The 24,996-nt window shown below is 63.4% G+C and carries 21 protein-coding genes and 1 pseudogene; 5 read left to right on the top strand and 17 right to left on the bottom strand.

Features of this window, described 5'->3' with window-relative positions; translation table 11 throughout:
- From RT582_RS13410 to dksA, 15 genes and pseudogenes are all read right to left on the bottom strand, one after another.
- Positions 1 to 297 carry a DUF2845 domain-containing protein gene (locus RT582_RS13410; protein WP_101275046.1) on the bottom strand — a complete coding sequence of 99 codons (297 nt, stop codon included), beginning with the start codon at positions 295 to 297 and terminating at the stop codon, positions 1 to 3.
- Positions 297 to 3,186 (bottom strand): annotated as a pseudogene (locus RT582_RS13405) (DUF748 domain-containing protein). The gene RT582_RS13410 and the pseudogene RT582_RS13405 overlap by 1 nt, the downstream one beginning before the upstream one ends.
- Positions 3,187 to 3,271: 85 nt before the next feature.
- Positions 3,272 to 4,288: a class I SAM-dependent rRNA methyltransferase gene (locus RT582_RS13400; protein ID WP_313409971.1), complete on the bottom strand. Its 1,017-nt coding sequence runs from the start codon at positions 4,286 to 4,288 to the stop codon at positions 3,272 to 3,274.
- Between the two features lie 64 nt (positions 4,289 to 4,352).
- On the bottom strand, positions 4,353 to 5,228 hold the full coding sequence (locus RT582_RS13395) for an oxygenase MpaB family protein (protein ID WP_104096830.1): 876 nt from the start codon (positions 5,226 to 5,228) through the stop codon (positions 4,353 to 4,355).
- Positions 5,229 to 5,371: 143 nt separating this feature from the next.
- Positions 5,372 to 7,036: a glucose-6-phosphate isomerase gene (gene pgi / locus RT582_RS13390; RefSeq protein WP_042924339.1), complete on the bottom strand. Its 1,665-nt coding sequence runs from the start codon at positions 7,034 to 7,036 to the stop codon at positions 5,372 to 5,374.
- A 369-nt stretch (positions 7,037 to 7,405) separates the two neighbouring features.
- A complete protein-coding gene (gene panD / locus RT582_RS13385) occupies positions 7,406 to 7,786 on the bottom strand; it encodes an aspartate 1-decarboxylase (RefSeq protein ID WP_014597581.1) in 381 nt (126 codons plus the stop codon).
- Between the two features lie 83 nt (positions 7,787 to 7,869).
- Positions 7,870 to 8,730 carry a pantoate--beta-alanine ligase gene (gene panC / locus RT582_RS13380; RefSeq protein ID WP_313477828.1) on the bottom strand — a complete coding sequence of 287 codons (861 nt, stop codon included), beginning with the start codon at positions 8,728 to 8,730 and terminating at the stop codon, positions 7,870 to 7,872.
- Positions 8,727 to 9,527 (bottom strand): 3-methyl-2-oxobutanoate hydroxymethyltransferase, encoded by an 801-nt coding sequence (gene panB / locus RT582_RS13375; RefSeq protein WP_014819250.1) that lies wholly within the window; start codon positions 9,525 to 9,527, stop codon positions 8,727 to 8,729. The genes panC and panB overlap by 4 nt, the downstream gene beginning before the upstream one ends.
- Positions 9,528 to 9,654: 127 nt before the next feature.
- The gene (folK, locus tag RT582_RS13370) at positions 9,655 to 10,182 is read right to left on the bottom strand and encodes a 2-amino-4-hydroxy-6-hydroxymethyldihydropteridine diphosphokinase (RefSeq protein WP_014819251.1); all 528 of its coding nucleotides are present in this window, start codon (positions 10,180 to 10,182) and stop codon (positions 9,655 to 9,657) included.
- A gap of 1 nt (position 10,183) precedes the next feature.
- A complete protein-coding gene (locus RT582_RS13365) occupies positions 10,184 to 11,578 on the bottom strand; it encodes a polynucleotide adenylyltransferase PcnB (protein WP_014819252.1) in 1,395 nt (464 codons plus the stop codon).
- Positions 11,579 to 12,315: 737 nt separating this feature from the next.
- Positions 12,316 to 13,728 carry a sigma-54-dependent transcriptional regulator gene (locus RT582_RS13360; RefSeq protein WP_313477825.1) on the bottom strand — a complete coding sequence of 471 codons (1,413 nt, stop codon included), beginning with the start codon at positions 13,726 to 13,728 and terminating at the stop codon, positions 12,316 to 12,318.
- Positions 13,729 to 13,789: 61 nt separating this feature from the next.
- Positions 13,790 to 16,744, bottom strand: coding sequence for a sensor histidine kinase (locus tag RT582_RS13355; RefSeq protein WP_313477821.1), 2,955 nt, complete (start codon positions 16,742 to 16,744; stop codon positions 13,790 to 13,792).
- Complete coding sequence (locus tag RT582_RS13350; RefSeq protein WP_003284901.1) at positions 16,728 to 16,904, bottom strand: hypothetical protein; 177 nt, start codon at positions 16,902 to 16,904, stop codon at positions 16,728 to 16,730. Before RT582_RS13350 ends, RT582_RS13355 begins: the two co-directional genes overlap by 17 nt.
- Positions 16,905 to 16,999: 95 nt before the next feature.
- Positions 17,000 to 17,905 (bottom strand): tRNA glutamyl-Q(34) synthetase GluQRS, encoded by a 906-nt coding sequence (gene gluQRS, locus RT582_RS13345; protein ID WP_044315869.1) that lies wholly within the window; start codon positions 17,903 to 17,905, stop codon positions 17,000 to 17,002.
- Positions 17,906 to 17,995: 90 nt separating this feature from the next.
- A complete protein-coding gene (gene dksA / locus RT582_RS13340) occupies positions 17,996 to 18,442 on the bottom strand; it encodes an RNA polymerase-binding protein DksA (protein ID WP_003284903.1) in 447 nt (148 codons plus the stop codon).
- Between the two features lie 191 nt (positions 18,443 to 18,633).
- Here dksA and RT582_RS13335 point away from each other — a divergent pair, with 191 nt between their 5' ends.
- From RT582_RS13335 to RT582_RS22480, 5 genes are all read left to right on the top strand, one after another.
- Positions 18,634 to 19,806, top strand: coding sequence for a pyridoxal phosphate-dependent aminotransferase (locus tag RT582_RS13335; RefSeq protein ID WP_313477817.1), 1,173 nt, complete (start codon positions 18,634 to 18,636; stop codon positions 19,804 to 19,806).
- Complete coding sequence (gene sfsA / locus RT582_RS13330) at positions 19,806 to 20,513, top strand: DNA/RNA nuclease SfsA (protein ID WP_313477814.1); 708 nt, start codon at positions 19,806 to 19,808, stop codon at positions 20,511 to 20,513. Before RT582_RS13335 ends, sfsA begins: the two co-directional genes overlap by 1 nt.
- 271 nt (positions 20,514 to 20,784) lie before the next feature.
- Complete coding sequence (gene rfbD / locus RT582_RS13325; RefSeq protein ID WP_313477811.1) at positions 20,785 to 21,705, top strand: dTDP-4-dehydrorhamnose reductase; 921 nt, start codon at positions 20,785 to 20,787, stop codon at positions 21,703 to 21,705.
- 112 nt (positions 21,706 to 21,817) lie between these two features.
- On the top strand, positions 21,818 to 22,717 hold the full coding sequence (locus RT582_RS13320; RefSeq protein ID WP_090523134.1) for an AEC family transporter: 900 nt from the start codon (positions 21,818 to 21,820) through the stop codon (positions 22,715 to 22,717).
- Positions 22,718 to 22,810: 93 nt separating this feature from the next.
- Positions 22,811 to 22,897, top strand: coding sequence for a hypothetical protein (locus RT582_RS22480; RefSeq protein ID WP_443977743.1), 87 nt, complete (start codon positions 22,811 to 22,813; stop codon positions 22,895 to 22,897).
- Positions 22,898 to 22,952: 55 nt separating this feature from the next.
- Here the strand turns inward: RT582_RS22480 and RT582_RS13315 are convergent, their stop codons facing one another.
- Together RT582_RS13315 and RT582_RS13310 are read right to left on the bottom strand one after the other, a co-directional pair.
- Complete coding sequence (locus RT582_RS13315; protein ID WP_281429800.1) at positions 22,953 to 23,684, bottom strand: VC0807 family protein; 732 nt, start codon at positions 23,682 to 23,684, stop codon at positions 22,953 to 22,955.
- A gap of 100 nt (positions 23,685 to 23,784) precedes the next feature.
- Entirely contained in the window at positions 23,785 to 24,732 is a 948-nt protein-coding gene (locus RT582_RS13310) for a lysylphosphatidylglycerol synthase transmembrane domain-containing protein (RefSeq protein ID WP_041016163.1), read from the bottom strand.
- Between the last annotated feature and the right edge of the window lie 264 nt (positions 24,733 to 24,996).

Genomic DNA, 24,996 nt, shown 5'->3' with positions numbered 1-24,996 from the left:
TCAGTTGGCTCTGCGGGTTTCGATGCGAACCAGGCGGTTGCCTTCGAAGGTCAGGATGCTGAGCATGCCATTACGCGGACCGTAAACCCATTCCTCCAGCGCGAACTCCTGGCGGTCGTTACGGCTGAGCGTGTAGCCGACAAGATCGCGGTGCTGCGGCACGCCGCACTTGCTTTCCACTTCGAAGGCGCGGTCACCCGTGGTGACGAGCTGGCTCCCGCAACGCAGGGTATCGGCGTGAGCCCCGGAAAACGCGACCAGCAGTACACAAGCAACAACGTATTTACGCGAGATCATCATTCACTCCCCAGGTGCATCGCCGTCGCGACCTTACCGTCGCTTCCCTGTTCGGTTGTGCCGGTGTCCAGCAGGTACACCCGCTCCGAGTCCAGGCCCACGTCTACCAGATAGTCCTTTATCGCGGCCGCACGTTCGCGGCTGAGGCGGCGCAGCAACGCTGCACTGCCCCTCCAGGAATCGAGCACGGCCTTGCGCATCTGTGCGGCGCGCTCTTCGTCGTCGAGTTCGCGCCACTCGGCTGGCGGCTGCTGCTTGAGGCGACTGCGGTAGATGCCTTCCAGCAACGCGGCCTCGTCGTCCGCTTCGACCTGGATCTGACTGGCGTCCGCGGGCACCTTGTCGCCACGACGCTGCAGGATTCGATACTGGGTTTCGCGGAACTCCTGCTGTAGGCGTTGCTCGGCCAGCAGCGCGCCATCGACGGCAGCGGCGCTCATGCCTTCCACCTCCAGGCGTAGAGCCGGACGTTGCTTCAGGGCCGAGGCCAGCGTGTCCAGACGTTTGCGCGCTTCGCTATCCAGCTCGCTGCTGGCCGGTTCGAAGCCGACATGGCTGAGGTCGGCGTCGCTTCCGCCGGCCAGTCCGGCTATGAACTTGAATGGCGCCTGGGCTGCGCGAACCACCAGATTGCGCAGCGTCTGCCAGACGATCGGCATGACGCTGAACTGCGGGTCGTTCAGGTTGCCCTGCACCGGCAATTCGATGGAGATGGTGCCCTTGCTGTCCTTGAGCAGGGCGACCGCCAGCCGAACAGGCAGATCCACGGCATCAGGACTGTCGACCTTCTCGCCAAGCTGCAGCTGCTCCAGAACGACCTTGTTTTCTGCGTTTAGACGACCCTGCTCAATCCGGTAATGCAGATCCAGATTGAGGCGGCCCTTGCGGATCCGGTAGCCGGCGAATTTGCCGGAATAAGGCGTCAGCGTGGTCAATTCGACCTGGCGGAAGCTCGTGGCGATGTCGAGGCTCTGCAGTGGATCGAAAGGCGTCAGGCTGCCCTTGATGCTGACCGGCGCATACTGATCCACCTTGCCGGCGACATCTACCGAGGCGGCTTTCTGCTCGCGGTTGTCCAGGGTGCCGATATCTCCGTTGAGCGACTGGATGGCGGTGACGAAGGGCGGTCGCAGGCTGAAGTCGGCAAAGTTCGCCGAGCCGTCGGCAATGGCAATGCCGCCGATACGGATAGCCAGCGGCTCGGAGGAGTCTTGTGCCTGTGCGTTGTCATCCCCAGCCTCACTGCGCTCGACCAGCAGGTCGTTGATGTTGGTGCTCAGGTCCGGGTTGATGATGAAGCGCGCATAAGGCTGGCTGAGGTCGACGCGCTCGATTGCCAGGCTGCTTGGGTGCTGGTAATCAAGGCCGCTGAGTTGCAGGCGCTGCCATTTGACGAAATCGCGATTGTTGATCGTGTCCAGCGTATGCAGCTGAGTGGCGTCTACGCTGCCGCGAACGCTGAAGGCCAGTGGCTCGGTGGACTTCAGCTCGACCTCGAGTTCGCTGGCCAGCAGGCCGCTGCGCACTTCCAGATGGACCAGTGGGCTGAGATAGGCCTGAGCGATGCGCAGGTCGATATCTCGCGTCGTCACCGCCAGCTTGCCGCTCACGGGGCTCATCTGAAGTTGCCCGTTGGCCTGGATGGCGCCTTGCTTACCGACTCCGGTTTCCAGTTCCAGGGAGAAGGGGCTGGTGCCGAGGCTGTCGAACTCGCGGATGTTCAGATCTAGCGGGCCCAGCTCCAGCGCGACTTCATCGTCCGGGACGCGATCAACGAGATGGACCCGGTAGTCGCGCAACTGAGCGTCGCGTAACAACACCTGCCAGGGTGCGTTGGCTCCCTTTGTTGTGTCGTCCGTGGCCGGCGCGTCGGCATCTGTCTTGTCGCTGGTCGAGGCGAACAGTTTCTGCCAGTCGAGTTCTCCGTCCGCTTCCCGGGCCGCCCAGGTTTCCAGATTGCGGCTGCGCAGTTTGCCAATGCTGATCTGCTGCCTGGCCAGGTCCAGCGATGTTTCGCTCAGCTCGAGTCGCTCCATGCGGATCAGCTTGTGCCCATCGGGGCTGTCGAGGGCCAGTGGGCCGAGTGCGGCCTTGGCATTCTCCAGTCGCAGCGCGAGGTCGTCGCTGAGGTCCAGGCGATAGTTCGTGCTGAACTCGAGACTGCCATCCTTGAGTGTCAGCGGCACGGCATCGCGTACATAGGGCCACAGGTCCTTGAGCTGGAGATCGCTGATCTGCAACTGACCGCTGGATGTCAGGGGTTGCAGGCTGATATCGCCCTGCCAGTCGACGCGCCCACCGCTCGGCCCGCTGGCGGTTAGACGGGCATCGGCGCTGCCGTCGCTGCGGGTGGCGAGATTGTGCAGTTCGAAATCCAGTGAATCGTAGACCAGGGCAATGGGTTCGCTCGGACGCTGGTCCATGAAGGCGAGGCGGCCGCCTGCCAGTTGCAGACGATCCACGCGTAGCGGAAAGGTGTCAGCGTCCTCGCTGGCCGTCGGCTCTGATTCAGGCACCTCGAACAGCTGGCTGAGATTGAGCGTGCCATCTTCGGCGAAGCGCACCTCGACGTCCGGCTCGATCAGCTCGACATTGGCCAGGTGCAGCGTGCGTTGCCAGAGGCTGTCCCACTGCAGGTCGAGAAAGAGCCGCTCGAAGGCCAGCTGACGATCGTCCTGCTCGCCGATGCGCAGGCCGAACAGCGAGAGCTCGAGGCTGAAGGGGTTGAATTCGATACGTTGCAGGCTGGCCGGCACGGTTGCGTAGGCCGCAAGCTGCTGATTGGCGATGCGCTGGGCGATACCCGGCAGGATCAGAAAGCCAAGCAGGCTGTAGCAGATCAGCACGAGCGCCACCCCCGGTGAACGCACGCTTCATTCCATTGGGCATGACCGGAAGTATTCCTGGCGGATGGTTGCCTTGGAGTATGGCACGCGTACGCGGTTCCCCGAATCGAGCGATACGGGCAATGCGCTCAAAGCCGCAGAATCAGGGTCTTCAGTGGGGGCAGCCCATCGCGCGAGGGGAAGTCGGCAGCCGGTGCCAGCGCCTGCCATTCGCGTACCGGCCTGCCGGCCTTCTCGGCGCAGCGCAGCACCAGGGGCCGCCACTCATCCATCGATACCTTCGCCAGGTTGTTGCAGCAGATCAGCACCCCATCTTCAGCGGTTGCCAGCAATGCCGGTTTGAGCAGGCTCTGATAGTCGCGCAGCAGGTCCACCGTGCCGAAGGCGCTGCGTGCCCAGGCGGGCGGATCGAGCAGTACCAGATCGAACTGACGTTGTACCAGGCGCGGGTAGTCCGGCAAGGCTCGTCCGCGACGGGCGCTGACCGGCAGACCGGCCAGTTGGCGGATCGCCGGGAAGTAGTCGGAATGTACGAACTGCATTGGCGGCAGGGAAGGGTTCAGCTCGCCGTTTTCCCGGCCCACTGCCAGGTTGCGCTCGGCGAAATCGACATTCCAGACTTCCGACGCTCCGCCTGCGGCGGCGCACAGGCCGACGCCGCAGGTGTAGGAAAACAGATTGAGTACCGACTTGCCGGCGCTGTGTTGCTTGACCCAGCCGCGGGCGTTGCGCAGGTCGAGGAACAGCAGTGGGTCCTGCCCGCTGTGGCGACCTCGCACGCGATAGCGCAGGCCCCACTCATGGGCGACCTGATCTTCCAGCGCCACGTCCTCAGGTTGATGCGCCTGGTTGCTGCGGTCGATCCGTGAATTGCTCTGCGAGCGATCGTTGTAGATGAGCTGGAGCGGTTGCCCGAGAAAGTCGGTGGCTTCGTCATGGATGCTCTGCAGCGCTTGCGCGTCGAGCGCTTGATGGAAGCTTTGCACCATCAGCTGCGGGCCGTAGCGATCGACCGTCAAGCCGGCAGCGCCTTCCTGGCTGCCATGGAACAGCCGGTAGCAATCGGTGCCTTGCTGCTGCAATTCGTCGAGCAGTGGGCGGCGGCTATCGAAGGCGGCGCGCAGCGCCTGGACGAGGGATGACATGCGCGGCGACTCGAAATAGAAGGGCGCGCAGTCTATCAAGAATCGCTGCGCTGGTTGCCTGACGCTAGCGTGGCGGCAGGCCCATGCGTCGACGCGCGCGGTGTACCGAGCCGCTGCGTACGGCCCAGCGCACTACCGGCGCGGTGCTGCGAACCCCGGCGCGGATCAGCTGGCGTCGGCTTTCGCTCAGTGTCAGTCCAAGCATTTCCTGAGCCCATTCGGGTAAGAGCTCGACACCAGCGTGCAGCATCAGCGTTCCGAAGGGCCTGAGCAGGGGGCTGGGCGCCGGCGCGGTACGCAGTATCTGCAGGATTTCTAGCGCACGCTCGTCGCTCCGGAGCTGGGGGCTGGTGCGCTCGAGATAAGCCTCGATCTGCGCGCGCGAACGCGGCACGTCACCGGCGCCGAGGCGCTCGGCGATCAGCGCCACTTCGGCGTAATAGCGATCCTGCTCGGCAGCGGGTAGATCCGGATTGAGGTAGCGCAAGTGTGATTTGAGAAAGCTGCTGACCTCGGCGACGTGCACCCAGGTCAGCAGGTCGGGATCCGACGCGGCGTAGGGACGACCATCCGGCGCCGTACCGGATACGCCTGCATGAATCCGCTTGACCCGCTCGATCAGTCGGTCGGCATCGGCGTGGCTACCGAACGTAGTGGCGGAGATGAACTGCCCGGTGCGCCGCAGGCGGCCGAGCAGGTCCTCGCGAAAATTAGAGTGATCCCACACACCGGACAGCGCCAGCGGGTGCAGCGCCTGCAATAGGAGTGCGGAGATTCCGCCGACCATCATCGAGGTGAAGTCGCCATGCACCCGCCAGCACACTGACTCAGGCCCGAACAGGCCGGGGTCGCCCGGAGGGTTTTCGTAGTCGACACCGCCGATTGCCAGGCCGGTGAGGCTCAGCACGCGGGTTTCGATCTGGCGGCGGATGAATTCCATGGCAATGGCGCTGCTGGCTTGCGAAGCGACCGATAGTACCTGAGGAGACGATCATTGCTTTCGGTTGCAGGCAGGTTCGGACGAGGGGGCATGGCAAGGCGGAGTGACCGGACAGCGTTGCACTGTCCGGTCAGGTGGCGCAATCAGCCGCGGTGGCGACCGCGGAAGAAGTCGATCAGGCCCTGGGTGGAGGCATCCTCTGCGGGCGCAGCATCGAAGCGGGTCATCTGGTTGTAGACGGCCTTGCCCAGATCCTTGCCGAGCTCCACGCCCCACTGGTCGAAGGAGTTGATCCCCCAGATCACGCCCTGGACGAAGACCTTGTGCTCGTACAGCGCGATCAGTGCGCCGAGGCGGCCGGGGCTGATGGTTTCCATCACCACGGTGTTGCTCGGGCGGTTGCCGGGGATCACTTTGTGCGGGGCGAGACGCTGCACCTCGGCTTCGCTGAGGCCCTTGGCGCGCAGTTCAGCCTCGGCTTCTTCGCGCGTCTTGCCGCGCATCAAGGCCTGGCTCTGCGACAGGCAGTTGGCGTAGAGCCACTCGTGGTGATCGGCGACAGGGTTGTGGCTGACCACGGGCACGATGAAGTCGGCCGGGATCAGCGGTGTGCCCTGGTGCAGCAGCTGGTGGTAGGCGTGTTGGCCGTTACAGCCGACACCGCCCCAGATCACCGGGCCGGTGGTGCAGGACACCGGTGTGCCGTCCTGGCGCACGCTCTTGCCGTTGGACTCCATGTCCATCTGCTGCAGGTGTTTGACGAAGTTGCGCAGGTAGTGGTCGTAGGGCAGGAACGCGTAGCTCTGTGCACCCCAGAAGTTGTGGTACCAGACGCCGAGCATCGCCAGCAGCACCGGCATGTTGCTTTCGAACGGCTCGCTGAGGAAATGCTGGTCCATGCTGTAGGCGCCGGACAGCAGATCCTTGAAGTTGGACATGCCGATCGCCAGGGCGATGGGCAAGCCGATCGCCGACCACAGCGAATATCGACCGCCGACCCAGTCCCACATCGGAAAGATGTTCTTTTCGCGGATACCGAATTCGACCGCCGCCTGCTTGTTGCTGGTGACGGCGATGAAGTGGCGGTAGAGCTTCTCTTCGGTGCCGCCCTTGCCCAGATACCAGGTGCGTGCGGCCTGGGCGTTCTTCAGCGTCTCGAGAGTGCCGAACGTCTTGCTGGAGATGATGAACAGCGTGGTTTCGACATTCAGCTTGGCGGTCACTTCGCGGAATTCGCTGCCGTCGATGTTCGCCAGGTAGTGCGTGCGTACGCCGTGCTGGGTGAACGGCAACAGCGCCTCGGATACCAGCTGCGGGCCGAGGAACGAGCCGCCGATGCCAATGTTCACCACGTCGGTGATGGTCTTGTCGCTGAAGCCGCGCCATAGGTTGTTGTGGATGCGGGTGACGATGTCGGTCATCTGCGCCAGCGCGGTGTGCACGTCACGCATGATGTTCTTGCCGTCGACCATCACCGATTCGCCCATCGGGCGGCGCAGGGCGGTGTGCAGCACGGGACGGTTTTCCGAGGCGTTGATGCGCTCGCCGTCGAACATGGCGCGAGCCGCCTGCTCGACGCCGGCCTCGCGGGCCAGATTCACCAGCAGGGTGCGGGTTTCGGGCGTGATGAGGTTCTTCGAGTAGTCGAGAAACAGGCCGCTGCAGGAAACCGACAGATCATCGAAGCGCGTCGGGTCGGCCTTGAATGCTTCGCGCATGCTGAAGTTCTGCATGGCCAGGCGGTGTTCTTCCAGGGCCTTCCAGGACGGCAGGCCGGTGACATCGAGCGGATGCTGGTAGTAGCTCATGGTGATGCGGCTTCCTTTGCTTTGACAGGCCGCTGAACCCCTGCAGTTGCACGCGCAGGCGCGCGTTGGTCGCGACGGGATTCAGTAATGTGTATGACCGTGCGGGCGCGCCGGCACTCCTCCTGAATGCTGCGGATGCTGGCCGAACCCGGCTTTCACCGAGCCGGTGAAGGCACATCCTATGCCATCAGAGTCAGCTCAGACAGGGGAAACCCCCACTCCGTTCCGGGCCATTGCCTTCTATTCTGCTCGAGCCCGTGCTTTCACTCTCGCACCTATCGACCTATCGACCATTCAGCCATGTTCAAACGAAGAAGCCCGAAGTGCAGAACACTTCGGGCTTCTATTCGACGACACCTGAACGGTGGCTCAGGCGACCTGTACCGGGATTGCGTTGCTGGTATGGCTCAGCTCGCCGTCGGCACCCATGTAAAGCACATGCGGTTTGAAATTGGCCAGCTCGGCCTCGCTGTAGTGGGCGTAGGCGCAGATGATCAGGCGGTGACCGACACCGGCCTTGTGAGCAGCGGCACCGTTGACCGAGATGATCTTCGAACCTTCCTCGCCGCGGATGGCGTAGGTGGTGAAGCGCTCGCCATTGTCGACGTTGTAGATCTGGATTTGTTCGTATTCACGGATGCCGGCCAGGTCCAGCCACTCGCCGTCGATGGCGCAGGAACCTTCATAATCGAGCACCGAGTGAGTTACCTGGGCGCGGTGCAGTTTGGCCTTGAGCATGATGGCGTGCATGGCGGGGTCCTCCGGGTGCGCAAGCGGCGCAGAGTGTGCCTTAAGCCTCGAACGTGATCAAGGCTGCGGGCAAATGGCTGGGATCAGGCCGATGTGTGGATGTCCACCAGCAGGTTGTCGATCAGCCGCGTCTTGCCCAGGTAGGCGGCGGCGAGGATGACCAGCTCGGTGGAGCGCTCGCTGACTGGCTGCAGGTCGATTGCGTTGCGAATCTCCAGATAGTCCGGACGCAGGCCAGCAGCCTGCAAAGCGCTCAGGCCTTCGGCGATCAGCGCCGGGTAGTCGCGCCGACCGCCCCGGATCGCTACGTCCAGCTGGCTCAGGGTGCGGTACAGCGATGGAGCCGTGGCGCGTTCGTCTTTACTCAGATAGCCGTTGCGTGAAGACAGCGCCAGGCCGTCGGCGGCGCGAACGACCGGCTCCGAGAGGATCTGCACCGGCATGTTCAGATCGCGGACCATGGTGCGGATCACCGCCAGCTGCTGGAAGTCTTTCTGACCGAATACGGCGAGGTCCGGCAGCACCATGTTGAACAGTTTGCTGACCACGGTGGAGACACCGTCGAAATGCCCTGGGCGGCTGCCACCGCAGAGACCTTCGGAAACGCCGGGCACGCGAACGATGGTCTGCTGGGCCTGGCCGTGCGGATACATCTCTTCGACGCTCGGCGCAAAGAGCAGGTGGCAGCCGGCTTCGAACAGCTTGTCCTGATCCGCAGCGAGGGTGCGCGGGTAGTTGTCCAGGTCTTCGTTGGGGCCGAACTGCAGTGGATTGACGAAGATGCTGGCGACCACGAAGTCGGCGCGCTGCCCGGCCTTCTTCACCAGCGCCATGTGACCGGCGTGCAGGTTGCCCATGGTCGGTACGAAGCCGATGCGCTTGCCTTCCCCACGGGCGCGGGACACTGCGGCACGCAGGTCGGCGATGGTCTTGACGATGTTCATGCGGAGAAACCGTGTTCGACGGCGGGGAATTCGGTGGCCTTGACGGCCTTCACGTAGCCGGCGATGGCGGATGGGATGTCACCGTGCTCACGCATGAAGTTCTTGACGAACTTCGGTACGCGGCCACCGAGCGAGAGCCCGAGCATATCGTGCAACACCAGCACCTGGCCGTCGGTGTCGCTGCCGGCGCCGATGCCGATCACCGGAATCTGCACCGCCCGGGTGATGCGCGCAGCCAGTTCGCTGGGTACGCACTCGAGCAGCAGCATGGCTGCACCGGCGGCTTCCAGCGCCTTGGCGTCCTCCAGCATCTGAAGTGCCTGGGCTTCCTCGCGGCCTTGTACCTTGTAACCGCCGAAGATGTTGACCGCCTGTGGCGTCAGGCCCATGTGTGCGCAGACTGGAATGCCACGCTCGGCCAGCAGGCGGATCGACTCGGCCAGCCAGGCGGTGCCCTCCAGCTTGATCATGTGTGCGCCAGCCTGCATCAGCACGGCCGAATTGTTCAGGGTCTGCTCGGTGGTGGCGTTGGCCATGAACGGCAGGTCGGCGACGATCATCGCGCCACGATTACCGCGTTTGACGCTGGCGGTGTGATAGGCCATGTCGGCAACGGTGACCGGCAGGGTGCTGTCGTGACCTTGCAGGACCATGCCGAGTGAATCGCCGATCAGAAGCATCTCGACGCCCGCATCGCAGGCGGTCTTGGCGAAGGTGGCGTCATAGCAGGTGAGCATGACGATCTTTTCGCCCTTCTGCTTGAGCCCTTGCAGCGTGGTCAGGGTTACGTCTGGCATGAATGTCGTCCTCTTCGAGCCTCGGAGGTCAGGGTTGCCGCGCGGCGCACCGGTTGGGTGCATGGGGCCGCGGATGGCAGAGGGCGCTTATAGTCCCGGCGGCGACAGAGTAAGTCAATCGCGAGTGTTACCCGCGCGTTACGTTCGTTACCGCGGCGGTGACACCGTCATCGCCAAGCCTCTCGAGACCGCTGAATGGGCAGGCGGTGAGCAGGTCGACGAGTCGGCGACCATCGGCCAGCAGCAACTCCGCCGGAGCGACTTCAGCGAGCGGGTAGAGCACGAACGCGCGGGCTTGCAGGTGATAATGCGGAACCTGCAGACGGGGTTCGGCGATCAGGCGATCGCCGAACAGCAGGATGTCCAGATCCAGCGTACGCGGACCCCAGCGCTCCGCCTTGCGCTCACGGCCCTGGGCCTGCTCGATGCGTTGCAGGGCGTCGAGCAGATCGAGCGGCGCGAGACTGGTGTCCAGTGCGGCCACGGCGTTGACGTAACGTGGTTGGTCGGCTGGTCCGAGTGGGTCGCTGGCATAGAGTGACGATACTGCTGCGAGACTGCTCTGTGGCAAGTCAGCCAGCGCTTGCAGGGCGCCGCGCAGTTGCTGTTGCGGATCGGCCAGGTTGCTGCCCAGGCCGATGTAGACGCGTTCCATTTTACTCGGCCGGGTTGGCGGCGTTGTCGCCCGGACCACGGCGGCGGCGCCCCCCACGACGACGCTTCTTCGCTCCGCCGGCTTCTTCCTTGTTGCTGAGGCCGCGAATCATGTTGCGACGTTCGCTGTCGCTGGCTTCCTGATATTCGGTCCACCAGTCGCCGAGGCCGTTGGTTTTCTCTCCGGCGCTTTCGCGTAGCAGAAGGAAATCGTAGCCAGCGCGGAAGCGCGGATTTTCCAGCAACTGATCGGCGCGGCGCCCCTGGCGGCGCGGCAGGCGCTCCTGCATGTCCCAGATCTCGCGCATGGGGATGGTGAAGCGTTTCGGAATCGCGGTGCGCTGGCACTGCTCCCAGATGATGTCGTGCGCCGCTTCCTGCATCGCCGGGATCGGCGGCATGCCACGGTCCTGCAGTTCCAGTACGCGGGCGGGCAGGGCGGGCCAGAGCAACGCGGCAAAGAGGAATGCCGGCGTCACTGGTTTTCCCTGCTGAATGCGCAGGTCGGTGTTGGCCAGGGCGTTGCGGATCAGCGTTCCGGCATACTCGGGGTTGCGCTCGAGTGCTGCGGCGCTCGCCGGGAACAGCGGGGCGAAGAGATCGTACTCGAGCAGCAGCTCGAAGGTGCGCTCGGCCTTGCCGCCGAGGAATAGCTTGAGCACTTCGTCGAACAGGCGTGCCGAGGGAATGCCGTCGAGCAGGTCGGCGAGGTCGACGATGGGTTCGGCGCTGTGCCGTTCGATCTCGAAGTCGAGCTTGGCGGCGAAACGCACGGCACGCAGCATGCGCACCGGGTCTTCCTGGTAGCGCTGCTCGGGGTCGCCGATCAGACGGATCAGGCGATTGCGGATGTCGTGTACGCCACGGGTGTGGTCGAGGATGCGCTCGGTAGTCGGATCGTAATACAGCGCATTGATGGTGAAGTCGCGGCGCTGGGCGTCGTCTTCGAGGGTGCCATAGATGTTGTCACGCAGTATGCGGCCGCTCTCGTTGCGCGAAGCGAGATGGCTGGCATCGTCGTCATCCTCTTCCGGATGGTTGGCGCGGAAGGTGGCGACCTCGATGATCTCGCGACCGAAATGAACATGCACCAGCTTGAAACGGCGTCCGATCACGCGGGCGTTGCGGAATTCGGCGCGGACCTGTTCGGGGGTCGCGCTGGTCGCGACGTCGTAATCCTTGGGATTCAGCTGCAGCAGCAGGTCGCGCACGCAGCCGCCGACCACATATGCCTCGTAACCCGCCTGCTGCAGTCGTTCGACCACGCTCACCGCGTAACGACTGATCTCGTTGCGATGCAGGGAATGCTGCCGGCTGGACAGAATTTCAGGTGTGCGGCGGGGATGCGGGATGCGGCGCAGAGGAAGACGAAAAGACTGGAACAGCTTTTTCAGCATGGGGGGCAACTGTGTGGCGGAAGACGGGCCGGTGTCGCGAATGGCCGCGAAACCTGCGCGGATTCTAGCACCGAGAGTGCTGGATGTTGAACGATGCGCAGGGAGGTGTCAAAAAGCATCGTGCGCCGCGTCACGCAGGCAGTGCTTGGCGCAGGGCGGAGACCGCGCGATTGTCGAGCAGTAAGACTGCTGTGAAGGAAAATGGGTAAGCCCCCGGATAGCACAAAGGGGAGCCGAAGCTCCCCTTTGAATACTGTTGCGTGCTTTATTGTTATTAGTCGCTCAGGCGTTGCTGTTTTTGTTGTTCGCCTGTTCCATCGGGCCGCAGCCGTCAGGAGCACTCCACACTGGGAGCTAATAGCAAACGGATTTCTTTGGTCGCTGACTTTGCCTTGATCTTCGATCCAACCAGTGCGGGCCCTGCTGATGCAGTTTTTTGTTGTTCTCGGCCTGGTCGTGGGGCGAACCCCGTGGCAAGTCCTCTCCAAAAGAATCAGTTAGCTGCGCCTCCGCCTTCTTGTCGTTATTTTGCTGGAGCCGTTACGTCTTGTTCTTATTGTGGGATCTGCTTGTTATTGTTGTTGTGCCTGTAAGTAAGCAGTTGCCGTGCCAGATTTTGAAACTCCTTATTTATCAACGGCTTGGTAATTACCTGGACTGAGACGGGCAATAAAAAACCGGGGCAGCGTTACCGTTGCTCCCGGTTTTTGTTACGAGTCATGGCGGGCGGTAACAGATTACCCGGCCGCGCTACTCGACTTGCGCCGCGGAATGCCCAGGCGCTGGCGGCGTTCCCACAGACATTTGCGGCTGATGCCCAGCTTGCGAGCCAGCTCGGTCTCGGTCATGTGATCCTGATGCTCGAGTACGAAGTGCTGGAAGTAGTCCTCCAGCGACAGATCCTCGGTCGGCTCGTTGCCCGTGGCAATGCCGCGAATGGTGCCAAGGGGCTCGTCGAAATCGTCGTCCAGTTCGTCCAGCTCGATATCAATGCCCAGCAGCTCGGCATCGATCTCCGGGCTTTCGCTGAGAATGGCTGCGCGCTCGATCGCGTTTTCCAGCTCGCGAACATTGCCCGGCCACGAGTAGTGACGGATAGCCTGCTCGGCATCGCGGGAAAAATGCAGGTCGTCGCTGCTCATGCGCTCGCCCTGGCGTGCCAGGAACGCTTTGGCGATCTCCAGCACGTCACCACCCCGCTCGCGCAGTGGCGGCAGCTTGAGCGCGATGACGTGCAGGCGGTAATAGAGGTCTTCACGGAACTGGCCGGTCTTGGCCAGGGTTTTCAGATCGCGGTGCGTGGCAGCGATCAGGCGTACGTCGACCTTCTGTGACTGCACCGAACCAACCCGGCGGATCTCGCCTTCCTGCAGGACCCGGAGCAGACGTGCCTGTGCCTCAAGCGGCAGTTCGCCGATCTCGTCGAGGAACAGCGTGCCACCGTCAGCGGCTTCGACCAGCCCGGCGCGGCCAGCGCTGGCGCCGGTGAAGGCGCCTTTCTCGTGTCCGAACAGTTCGGATTCGATCAGCGTTTCCGGGATGGCCGCGCAGTTGACGGAAATCATCGGGGCCTTGGCGCGGCGCGAGAGGTTATGCAGCGCGCGGGCGACCAGTTCCTTGCCGGTGCCCGATTCGCCCTGGATCAGCACGTTGGAGTCGGTCGGGGCGACCTTGCGGATCTTGCCGAACAGGTCCTGCATGGGCGCGCAGTGGCCGATGATGCCGATGTCTTCTCGGTCGGTTGTCGCTGAGGCGGCGCTTGCGCCACGGGAGGGCTGCGCCTGTACCGCGGGGTTGTGCTGATGGTCGGTGAGGATGCGTGCCACGGTCTGCAGCATCTCGTCATGGTCGAACGGTTTGGCAATGTAGTCGACCGCGCCCATCTTCATCGAGTCCACGGCCGAGCGCAGGCTGGCGTAGCTGGTCATAATCAACACCGGGGTACCTTCGGCGAGCTTGATCAGCTCGGTGCCGGGGGCGCCGGGAAGTCTCAGGTCGCTGACGATGAGGTCGAAACCCGGGATGCTGTAGCGCTCCTGTGCTTCCTGCACCGAGCCGGCTTCGCTGACCTCGTACTGGTTACGCTCGAGGAGGCGTCGCAGGGCGGAGCGGATGATGGTTTCGTCTTCGACGATCAGAATGTGTGACATCAGTACTCTCTCGACGGTCTGGAGGCATAACCGGTAAAGGGCCGGTACGGCAGTCGCCTCTTCAACTTACGGCATGGGACGCTTCGACATGCCGCGGCAGGGTGATGCGAAAACGGGTGCCGCGCTGTGTTTCCGGGTCGGCCGGGCTGTCGATATCGATCTGGCCATAATGCTCTTCAATGATCGAATAGACCAGCGCGAGGCCCAGGCCGGTGCCTTCGCCAGGGTCCTTGGTGGTGAAGAATGGCTCGAACAGCCGGTCCTGGATGTCCTTCGGAATGCCGCTGCCTTCGTCTTCCACCGTCAGGTACACCGTCTGTTCGGCAACTTCGCTGCTGATGCGGATCAAGCCGCCTTGCGGCGACGCGTCGCGGGCGTTGGATAGCAGGTTGATCAGCACCTGGGCGAGCCGCTGCGGATCGCCCTCGGCGAAATGCGTCGGATCGCAGATGTTGATGAACTGCACTTCGGTGCGGTTGCGGTTGAGCGAGAGCAGGCCGATGGCGTCCTGCGTCACCTGCGCCAGGCTCACCGGATACAGCTGCTGCTGGCGCTCGCCGGCGTGGGCGAAGCTCATCAGCGATTGCACGATGCGCGAGACACGTTTTGTTTGCTCGATGATCTGGCCGCTGATCTCGACGATCTCTCCATCGCCTTCGCGCTCGTCCCGCAGGTTCTGCGTCAGACAGGCAATGCCGGTGATCGGGTTGCCGATCTCGTGCGCCACGCCGGCGGCCAGGCGGCCAATGCTCGCCAGGCGTTCGGAGTGAACCAGGCGGTCTTCGAGCTGCTGTGTTTCGGTCAGGTCCTCGACCAGCAGCACGAGGCCGCTGTTGCCCGGTGCCAGTGGCTCGGCAATGGCTGCCTTGTGCAGGTTGAGGCAGCGGCGATGGCCGTTGTGCGCCAGGCGCTGCTTGTGCAGGTGTTCATCGGCCTGCTCGATGAAGTCGCTCAGCAGGCTGCGCCAGGGTTCGGCGATGGTCGTCAGACGCGAGCCGACGACTTGCAGCGCGGGGATCTCGGTGAGTTCCTCGAGCGCACGGTTCCACATGAGGATTTCCTGATCCTTGGCCAGCGAGCAGACCCCCATGGGCAGCTCTTGCAATGTCTGGCGGTGATAGCGGCGCAGGGCGTCCAGTTCCGCGGCCAGGCCGGTCAGGCGCGAGTGATACTCCTCCAGCCGGCTTTCGATGAAGTGGATGTCCTCGGTGATGTAACCATCTGCACCGTTCTTGTAGGCCAGGAAATTCTCGACGATGTCCTGGGCTACGCTGGGGCCCATCAGGCCGGAGAGATTGGCTTCGATACGATCGCGCAGGCGGCGCAGCGCGTAGGGGCGATGCTCGTCGAACGGTAGCTGCAGATCGCGCAGGGCCTGTTCCACTTCCCGTTGCGCGGTCTTGGCGCCCAATGGCTTGGCCAGCTGGGTGGCGAATTCCTGCGGAGACGCGGCGATCAGTTCGCGCCGTTGCGGGCGGCGGACGTTCTCCACGGCGCAGGCCTCGGCAGCGCTCTGCTCCTCGGGGCTGGTTTCACTGAAGATCGAGAACAGCGAGAACGCCAGGACGTTGACCGCCAGTGACGCGATTGCCGCCAGATGCCAGCTGGTGTCGTCCAGTACATAGACGACGTTGAACAGCGGAATGTAGAAGCCATCCAGGTTGCCCACCAGCGGCAGCAGCATGGTCACTACCCAGACGCCGATGCCGGCCAGCAGGCCCGCAATGTAGCCGCGGCGATTGGCGGTCGGCCAGTAGAGTACGGACAGCACGCCCGGCAGGAACTGCAGGGTGGCGACGAAGGCGACGATGCCGAGGTTGGACAGGTCCTGCTCGGCACCGAGCAGCAGGTAGAAGCCGTAGCCGGCCATGATGATGGCGAAGATCAGGCTGCGGCGCGTCCACTTCAGCCAGCGGTAGATGTTGCCTTCGCTGGATGGCTGATACAGCGGCAGCACCAAGTGGTTGAGCGCCATGCCCGACAGTGCCAGGGTGCTGACGATGATCAGCCCGCTGGATGCCGAGAGACCGCCGACGAAGGCCAGCAGCGCCAGGGTTTCGCTCTGTGCGGCGATGCCCAGGCCCAAGGTGAAGTACTCGGGGTTGGTGCTGACCCCCAGCTTGAGTCCGGCCCAGAGGATCAGCGGCACGGCCAGGCTCATCAGCAGCAGATAGAGCGGCAGGCCCCAGCTGGCGCTCACCAGGCCGCGAGGATCAAGGTTCTCGGTGAAGGTCATGTGATACATGTGCGGCATCACGATGGCCGACGCAAAGAACACCAGCAGCAGTGTGCGCCAGGGCCCTTCCTGCAAGGGCGTGTGCAGTGCCTGCAGCGCCGACTGGTTCTGCAGCAGCCAGATCTCCAGCTGATGCGGGCCGCCGAATACCACATACATGGCGTAGAGGCCGATGGCACCGAAGGTCACCAGCTTGACGATGGATTCGAAGGCGATGGCGAACACCAGGCCTTCGTGCTTCTCCCGCGTGGCGATGTGGCGGGCGCCGAAGAGGATGGTGAACAGCATGATCATCAGGCAATAGCCCAGCGCCACGCGCTCCTGCAGCGGCTCCAGAGTGAGAATGCCGATGGCGTCGGCCACCGCCTGGATCTGCAGGGCGAGCAACGGCAGCATGCCGATCAGCATGACCAGTGTGGTCAGCGCCCCGCTCCAGGTGCTGCGAAAGCGGAAGGCGACCAGATCGGCCAATGACGAGAGCTGGTAGGTGCGGGTGATCCGCAGGATCGGATAGAGCAGCACCGGCGCCAGCAGGAAAGCACCGCAAACCCCCAGATAGGTGGCGAGAAAGCCGTAACCGTACTGGTAGGCCAGGCCAACCGTGCCGTAGAAGGCCCAGGCGCTGGCGTAGACGCCCAGCGACAATGTGTAGGTCAGCGGGTGGCGGATCACCCAGCGTGGAATCAATCCGCGCTCGCTGACCCAGGCGACGCCGAACAGCATGATCAGGTAGGCAACGCTGATCAGGATCAGGTGGCTCAGGCTAAAGCTCGTCTGCATCACGCTGGCTCTGGAGGATGAAGGTCACCACGATGAGGATCAGCCACAGCACGTAGGGCCGATACCAGGCCCCGTTGGGGTCGATCCACCAGTCCATGATGGCGGGGGAGAACAGATAGATCCCCACCACCAGGAGCAGCACCAGTCGGTAGATATACATGCCGGGTCTCGTGTCGGAAGTGGGGCGATGGTAGAGCAGCGGCGGGCGGCAAGCCACCTGCGGCAGGCAAAAGCTGGCGCAGCGTGGCAATCCGCCTAGCGCAGCTGCGATTCGGCCAGTGTCCGTGTGCGAGGGATGCGCTGAGCGTCCCAGTGCAGCACCGCCCAGGCGAGGATGTCGGCTGGCAGTGCGTCGTTCAGCTCTGTGGGCGGTTGCTGGCCTAGCGCGCGCAAAGCACGCAGCAGCAGCGGACTGGCCTCGTGAGGCTGCAAGGGTGGCGAGCGGTAACTCTTGCCCAGCTTGTGTCCATCCGGCTGGATGATCAGCGGCAGGTGCAGATAGCGCGGCTGGGGTAGACCGAGCACTTCCTGCAGGTACAGCTGACGCGGCGTGGAGTCGAGCAGATCGGCACCGCGTACGACGTCGGTTACTCCCTGCCACGCGTCATCCAGCACCACCGCCAGCTGATAGGCGATCAAGCCGTCGCGACGGCGGATCACGAAGTCGCCGACCTCGCGACCCAGGCGCTGGCGGAATTCGCCCTGCACGCGGTCTATGAAACCGTATTCGCGATCAGGCACCCGCAGGCGAATGGCTGCGTCGTCGAGGCCGTGGCCGGCGTTGCGGCAGAAACCCGGGTATGGGCCCGGATAGCCTTCGAGCTGCTTGCGCGAGCAGGTGCAGGCATACGCCAAGCCTTCATCCAGCAGGCGCTCGATGGCGGCGCCGTAGGCGACCTGACGCTCGCTCTGGCGCAACATCTCGCCGTCCCATTCGAATCCGTAGCTCGACAGCGTCTCGACGATGGCTCGCTGGGCGCCGGGCATCTCCCGTGGCGGGTCGATGTCTTCCATGCGCAGCAGCCAGCGGCCGCCGATCGCGCGGGCGTCAAGATAGGAAGCGAGGGCGGCCACCAGTGAGCCGAAATGCAGATAGCCGCTGGGTGTCGGGGCAAAACGGCCGACGTAGTGATGGGTTTGGAACGGGGCAGGAAAGGGCATGTTGGGGCCGGCGCTATCTGGGATGGCGGGGCGGATGAAACGCTGCAGGGGCTGGAAATGAAGCGGGGCGCCGAAGCGCCCCGTTCGGGATCAGGAACCGATCTGCTTTTCCTTGATCTCCGCCAGCGTCTTGCAGTCGATGCAGAGCGTAGCGGTAGGGCGGGCTTCCAGTCGGCGGATGCCGATCTCGACGCCGCAGGAATCGCACCAGCCGTACTCGTTGTCTTCGATCAGCTGCAGCGTCTCGTCGATCTTCTTGATCAGCTTGCGCTCGCGGTCGCGGGCGCGCAGTTCCAGGCTGAACTCTTCTTCCTGGCTGGCACGGTCGGCCGGATCAGGGAAGTTGGCAGCCTCGTCCTGCATGTGGTGCACGGTGCGATCGACCTCTTCCATCAGCTCCTGTTTCCACTTGTTCAGGATGCCGGTGAAATGGGCGCGCATCTTGTCGCTCATGTATTCCTCGCCCTTGCTTTCCTTATAGGGCTCGAAGGCGCGAATCAGTTGCTTGCTCGACGGTGTTTCTTTGGTAATGGGCATGGATGAACGCCTCTCGCTATGTCCATTGCGCAGGATGATTTGTCCCTTGCCGGCCCGTGCCGGCCCTGCGGCTGCAAGCGGGCGAACTTACCAGATCGGATCGGGGCGCGCTACTCCCGAATCCAACAGTAACTGCAGCGGTATCGGGACCTTGGGTAGAATTCACGTTTCGTTCTCAACAGGAAGGTCAGATGACCTCGTCATACAGTGCGCGCAGCCGCGCAATCGAACCTTTCCACGTCATGGCGCTTTTGGAGCGGGCCAACCAGCTGCAAGTTCAAGGCCACGACGTCATTCATTTGGAAATCGGCGAGCCGGACTTCACCACCGCGGCGCCCATCGTGGCGGCAGGGCAGGCCGCGCTGGCCGCCGGGCACACGCGCTATACCCCGGCGCGCGGCCTGCCGCAGCTGCGTCAAGCCATTGCCGGTTTCTATGCGCAGCGCTACGGATTATCCATTGACCCCGAACGCATCCTGATTACACCCGGCGGCTCCGGCGCGTTGCTGCTGGCTGCCAGCCTGCTGGTGGACCCCGGCAAGCATTGGCTGCTCGCCGATCCGGGTTACCCCTGCAACCGGCATTTTCTGCGCCTGGTCGAAGGTGCCGCGCAACTGGTGCCGGTCGGCCCGGAGGTTCGTTATCAGCTGACTCCGGAGCTGGTCGAGCGCTACTGGGATCGCGACAGCGTCGGTGCGCTGGTCGCCTCGCCGGCCAATCCCACCGGGACGCTGCTGGATCGCGAGGAGCTGGCTGGGCTTTCGGCAGCGCTGAAAGCGCGTGGTGGCCATTTGGTGGTCGATGAGATCTACCACGGGCTGACCTATGGCGTGGACGCGGCAAGCGTGCTGGAAGTCGACGACGACGCCTTCGTGCTCAACAGCTTCTCCAAATATTTCGGCATGACCGGCTGGCGCCTGGGCTGGCTGGTGGCGCCGCCGGCTGCGGTTCCGGAGCTGGAAAAGCTCGCGCAGAATCTCTACATCAGCGCGCCGAGCATGGCTCAGCACGCGGCCCTGGCGTGTTTCCAGCCGGCGACGCTAGAGATTCTCGAGGCACGCCGCGGCGAGTTCGCCCGCCGCCGTGATTTCCTCTTGCCAGCCTTGCGGGAGCTCGGCTTCGGTATCGCGGTCGAGCCGCAGGGCGCGTTCTATCTGTACGCCGACATCAGCGCCTTTGGCGGCGATGCCTATGCCTTCTGCCAGCACATGCTGGAAACGGAGTTCGTCGCGATCACCCCAGGCCTGGATTTCGGTCGTTTCCAGGCCGGACATCATGTGCGTTTCGCCTACACCCAGGACCTGCCGCGCCTGGAGCAGGCTGTCGAGCGCATTGCCCGCGGCTTGCGCAGTTGGCAATCCTGATGCGTTTCGCGCAACCGCTGGAGCAGGGGCGACTGGTCAGGCGCTACAAGCGTTTTCTTGCCGATATCATCACCGATGAAGGTGAGGCGCTGTGCATCCACTGCCCCAACACCGGCTCGATGCTCAATTGCATGGGCGAGGGTGCGCGAGTGTGGTTCCAGCGCAGCAGCGATCCACGGCGCAAATTGCCGGGGACCTGGGAGCTGGTCGAAACCCCGCAGGGGCGGTTGGCGTGCGTGAACACGGCGCGGGCCAATCCGCTGGTCGAGGAGGCGCTGCTGAATGGGCATATCGCCGAATTGGCCGGTTTCACGACGCTCAAGCGCGAGGTGGCTTATGGCGTGGAGAACAGCCGAGTGGATTTTCGTCTCGACTACGCCGGAACTGTCGCCTTCGTCGAGGTGAAGAGTGTCACCCTCGGCTTTGCCGAAACGCCAGTGGCGGCCTTTCCCGACGCCGTAACGACACGCGGCGCCAGGCACCTGCGTGAGCTGGCGACGCTGGCCCGTGCCGGTGTGCGTGCGGTGCAGCTGTACTGCGTCAATTTGAGCGGCATCGAAGCTGTGCGGCCGGCCGAGGAGATCGATCCGGCCTATGCCGCTGCGCTGCGGGAAGCGCAGGCGGCCGGCGTGGAAGTGCTGGCTTACGGCGTCGATCTTTCCGTCGAGGAGTTGCGTATTGCTGGCCGATTGCCGGTATTGCTCTGATGGGTGGACGGTCGTGACGGTTGGAAATTTTTCTGCCCGGCTCGGGAACAAAGCGCCTTTCGTCTGGCCTCAACGAGGCTGGAAACCACATCCATCACATACGGGAAGGCTCTGCTCCGCTGTTCCACGCGGCGTTATGACGCGTTCCAGCCCGTTTTCGATGGCTCCTGCGGCGCCAGCGCGACATCTCTGATGCGCGTGTAGCACCGTGGATGAAACTAATTTCGGACGCTCGCGCCTGGCGCGGGCGTCGTCGATGAGGCTACAAAGAATGCGAATCCTCGTTTGCGGTGCCGGCGGCCAAGTGGGTCGAGAACTGGTGGAACGGGCAGCAAGTTTCGGGCTGGAGGTGCTGGCGCCTGCACGGGCCCAGCTGGACATCGCGCAACCCGAGCAGGTTGCGGCAGTGATGCGTCAACGTCCCGGGCTGATCATCAATGCGGCCGCCTATACCCATGTGGACAATGCCGAATCTCATCGTGAGCAGGCCTATGCGGTGAACCGCGACGGCGCACGCCACCTCGCCGAGGCGGCCGAGCACGCTGGCGTTCCGTTGTTCCATATTTCCACCGACTATGTGTTCTCCGGTGAGGCCGATCGCCCCTATACCGAGAGCGACGCAACCGGTCCGACCGGCGTCTACGGTGCGAGCAAGCTGGCGGGCGAGGAAGCGATCCGTGAACGTCTGCAATCGCATCTGATCCTTCGCACCAGCTGGGTGTATGGCGTGCACGGGCACAACTTCGTCAAGACCATGCTGCGGCTCGCCCGGCAGCGCGATGCGCTTGGCGTGGTGAGCGACCAGATAGGCTGCCCGACCCAGGCTGGCAGCATCGCTTCGGTGTTGCTCGAACTGGCACGCCGCTACGCAGCCGGCGCGGATCTCGCCTGGGGGGTGTACCACTACAGCGGCGTACCGGCTTGTTCGTGGTACGACTTCGCCGTGGAAATATTCCGTCAGGGCGAAGGCGCCGGGTTGATCTCGCGGCAGCCGACGGTGTCGCCGATTGCCACGGCGCAGTACCCGACTCCCGCCCGGCGGCCGGCCTGGTCGGTGCTCGACTGCAGCCGCTTCGAGTCGACCTTTGGCCTCGCGCCCCGTCACTGGCAGGAAGACCTGTCCGATGTGCTGGCGATCCTGCGCCAGCAGGAGCACCCGGCGATCAGCCGTGAGCGGTCCTCCCGCGCCTGACAGAAAGTGCACGGCAGTTACCCGGCGCCGTGCGATTTTCCTGGCCTCCGGTGTATTCTTGCGCCCCCACGCCAAGGCGTGGCCTGACGTTCGGCTCTAGAAGGGGCGCAGCATGGTAGTGGTGTTGGCAATCCTGCCGATCTTCGGTCTGATCACGCTCGGGTATCTGTTCGGCTGGCGGCAATGGCTCAACAACGAAGGAGCGGCCGGGCTGGCCAGTGTCACCTTCAAGCTGTTCATGCCGGCAGTGCTGTTTACCGGGATCGCCCGCGCCGAGCTGAGTAATGGCATGTCGCCAATGCTCCTGCTGGCCTATTTCGTACCGGTGCTGCTGGTGTTCCTGCTGGTCAATCTGGTCGCTCACCGCCGCGCCGGGCGCGCCACTCCGCTTGGCCTTACGGCCGCCTACTCGAACAACGTACTGGTCGGCATCCCGCTGGTGACCACGCTGCTTGGCGCTGAAAGCCTGGTCTATGTGTTCGCCATCCTGGTGTTTCACAGTCTCGTCCTGTTCTCGCTGCAGAGCTTCTACGCGGCACTGGGTGACGGCGACAAGGTCAGCGCTCCGGCGCTGCTGAGGAATCTGGCGAATCCGCTGATCATCGGTCTGGTGCTCGGTGCCCTGTTGAATCTTTCCGGGCTCGAGCTGCCCGAGCCGCTCTGGCGTGTTGCTGTATGGCTGGCGCAGGCGGCATTGCCCTGTGCGCTGATGGTGCTGGGCATCAGCCTGTCGCGCTATCGCCTGCGGCCAAACGGGACGGCGCTGCTGCTGACGCTGGTCAAACTGGCGGCGTTTCCGGCACTGGTCTGGTGGCTGAGCGGGTTGCTGCCAGGGCTGAATCAGGATGCACGCAACGTGCTGGTGCTGCTTGCAGCCTGCCCGAGCGGCGTTAACGTGCTGGCGTTCGTCAAGCATTCCGAGGACACGCGAGCAGTCAGCTCGACCGTGTTTCTCTCGACCGTGACTGCAGTCATCAGCCTGCCGCTATGGATGCTACTCGCTGCTGGCTAGTCAGCGACTAGGACTCCGCTGCAGTTTTGACGAACGGCTCCGGGACAGGACTGTCACAAAAATCACAGACCTGAAAAAACCGGAGAGCACGGCATGTTGAAATTCATCGGTGGGACCGCAGGCATCATCTTCATCATCGGCCTGATCGTGGTGATCGGGATATTCAAGCTGCTGTTCTGACGAGCGGGGGCGACAGGCCGGCCGGCGCAAGCCCGCCCGCCTTTTTCATGCGCGGCTATTTGTTGCTGCGCGGTTCCTGCGCCGAGGTTGCCATGATGTCCTCGAGTCGCAGGCCGGTCAGCCCGTGGATGGTGCGCCAGAGGTAGAAGAAGATCGCCATCATCATCAACATGCTGGGAATGGCGATCATCGGGTAGCTGAGCAGGGTCATGCGGCCCAGTTCGGCGTTGAAGGCTTCGCTGCCGGCGGGGCTGTTGACGATCCATTTGGCCAGCACGTAATTCATGAACGACGAGAAGAAGAAGGTGCCGCTGAGCAGGTAGGTCGCCCGCAGCAGCCGCGTTTCGAAGTGTTCGACCTGGCCGTTTTGCTCGAGCTGTTCGTGGATCTTGTCCACGTTGAGCACTTTAGGGTTGTACAGCAGGGTGCGAATCAGCGGGTAGCGGGTGCGCGTCGAGGCCAGCACAGCGATGCCGATGATGCCGGGAACCGCTGCTTCCTTGATGGCGAGCCACTGGGTATCGAGCTGAAGCAGCCCGATGCCGCCAGTCAGCAGCACACTGATCAGGCCGAGCAGGGCTATCCAGTTGAACTTGCGGTATTTGGCCAGCTCCCACAGCCCCCAGCCCAGCGGAAAGGCCAGGGCAAGCAGCAGTGCACCGTCTGCGCCGAGGCGGTCTTCACCACTGAGCTTCATCAGGATCAGCGAAGGAATCAGGATGCTGACGGCCAGGTCAATTAGCGGGCGCGGTTTGTGTTCGGCGTGGGTCTGGTCGGTATCGGTCATGACATCGGGTTGGTCTGGAGAGGGCTGCATGATCGCCTGTGTTGCGATCAATCGCCATACCATCTTCGTCGGGATGGCGATTGGTATCGTTTCCCCATCATCAATGTTCGGACGCCGTGCTGCGTTTCGCGCGCCATTGGCCGTACTCGAATATCAGTACGACGATCATGGCCAGAGCGAAGGGCAGTAGCAGATAGAAACCGCGGAACACGATGAGTGCTGCCAGCACGTCCACCGTGGGAATTTCCGGAAGGGCGGCTACGAAGGTCAGCTCCAGCACACCGAGCCCGCCGGGTGCGTGGGACAGCAATGCCAGGGTGAAGGAGGCGAGGAATACGCCAAGGACGGTCAGATAGCCCGGGCTGTGTTCCGGCGGCAGCGCGAAGTAGATGATCGCCGCGGCGCAGAGCAGCTCAAGCGGGCCCGCCAGCAGCTGACGGCCGACGATCGGCAGTCGCGGGTACTCGATGTGCCATTTGCCCAGCCGCCAGGGTGGCAACTGACGCCATGCGCCGAACGCGTAGAGCGCGACCAGCATGAGCAGGGTCGAACCGACGGCGATGGATACCCAGCTGTCGCTATCGACAGCCCGATGAAGGAGCTGCGGTTTCAGAATCAGCACGGCACCCCCGGCAAGCAGGGTGCCCAGCGCGAAGGTCAGCGAGCAGAAGACGATCAGGATGCCGATTTCCTGGGGCGTCAGGCCCCGGCTGCGGTAGGCGCGATAGCGCACCAGGGCGCCGGAAAACACCGATGCGCCGATGTTGTGCGCCAGCGCGTAGGTGGTGAAGGAACAGAGTGCGATGAACCACCAGGACATCTTCTTGCCCAGATGAGCCATCGCGATGCGGTCGTACCAGGCCAGCGCGACATAGGCGCCCAGGGTCGATAGCGCGGCCAGCAGCCAACGCCGCGCGCCGATCGCCTGCAGGCTGTCGGTAAGCTCGCCGAGCGAGATGTTGCGCACTTCGTGGTACAGCAGGTAGCCGGACAGCAGCACGGCCAGGACTCCGATGAGGGTCCAGGCGACATCGCTCCGCTTCATAATCACGTGGCTCCTTGAGGGAAGAGGATTGGCCACGTCTTGCGCTGAAGCACACTCATCCCTGATCGACCGCCATGCCAAACCTCCACCTGTTCTCGAATCGTCAAACAATCGGCAGCTGGCGACCGGTTTTGTTCAGTTTTTCACCCAAGTGGTCTTCTCGCTCGGACCGGTAGGAGGAGGGTTCCTCTTGGATTGGTATCTCGCAGGAGAGCGCCGATGCCAGGGCGGTCGTCTGGGCATCGGTAGCCTGAGGCGATGCTGTGC

It is taken from the genome of Stutzerimonas kunmingensis, assembly GCF_032106285.1.
Taxonomy (GTDB): domain Bacteria; phylum Pseudomonadota; class Gammaproteobacteria; order Pseudomonadales; family Pseudomonadaceae; genus Stutzerimonas; species Stutzerimonas kunmingensis_B.
This window is presented reverse-complemented; position numbering and strand designations above follow the sequence as displayed.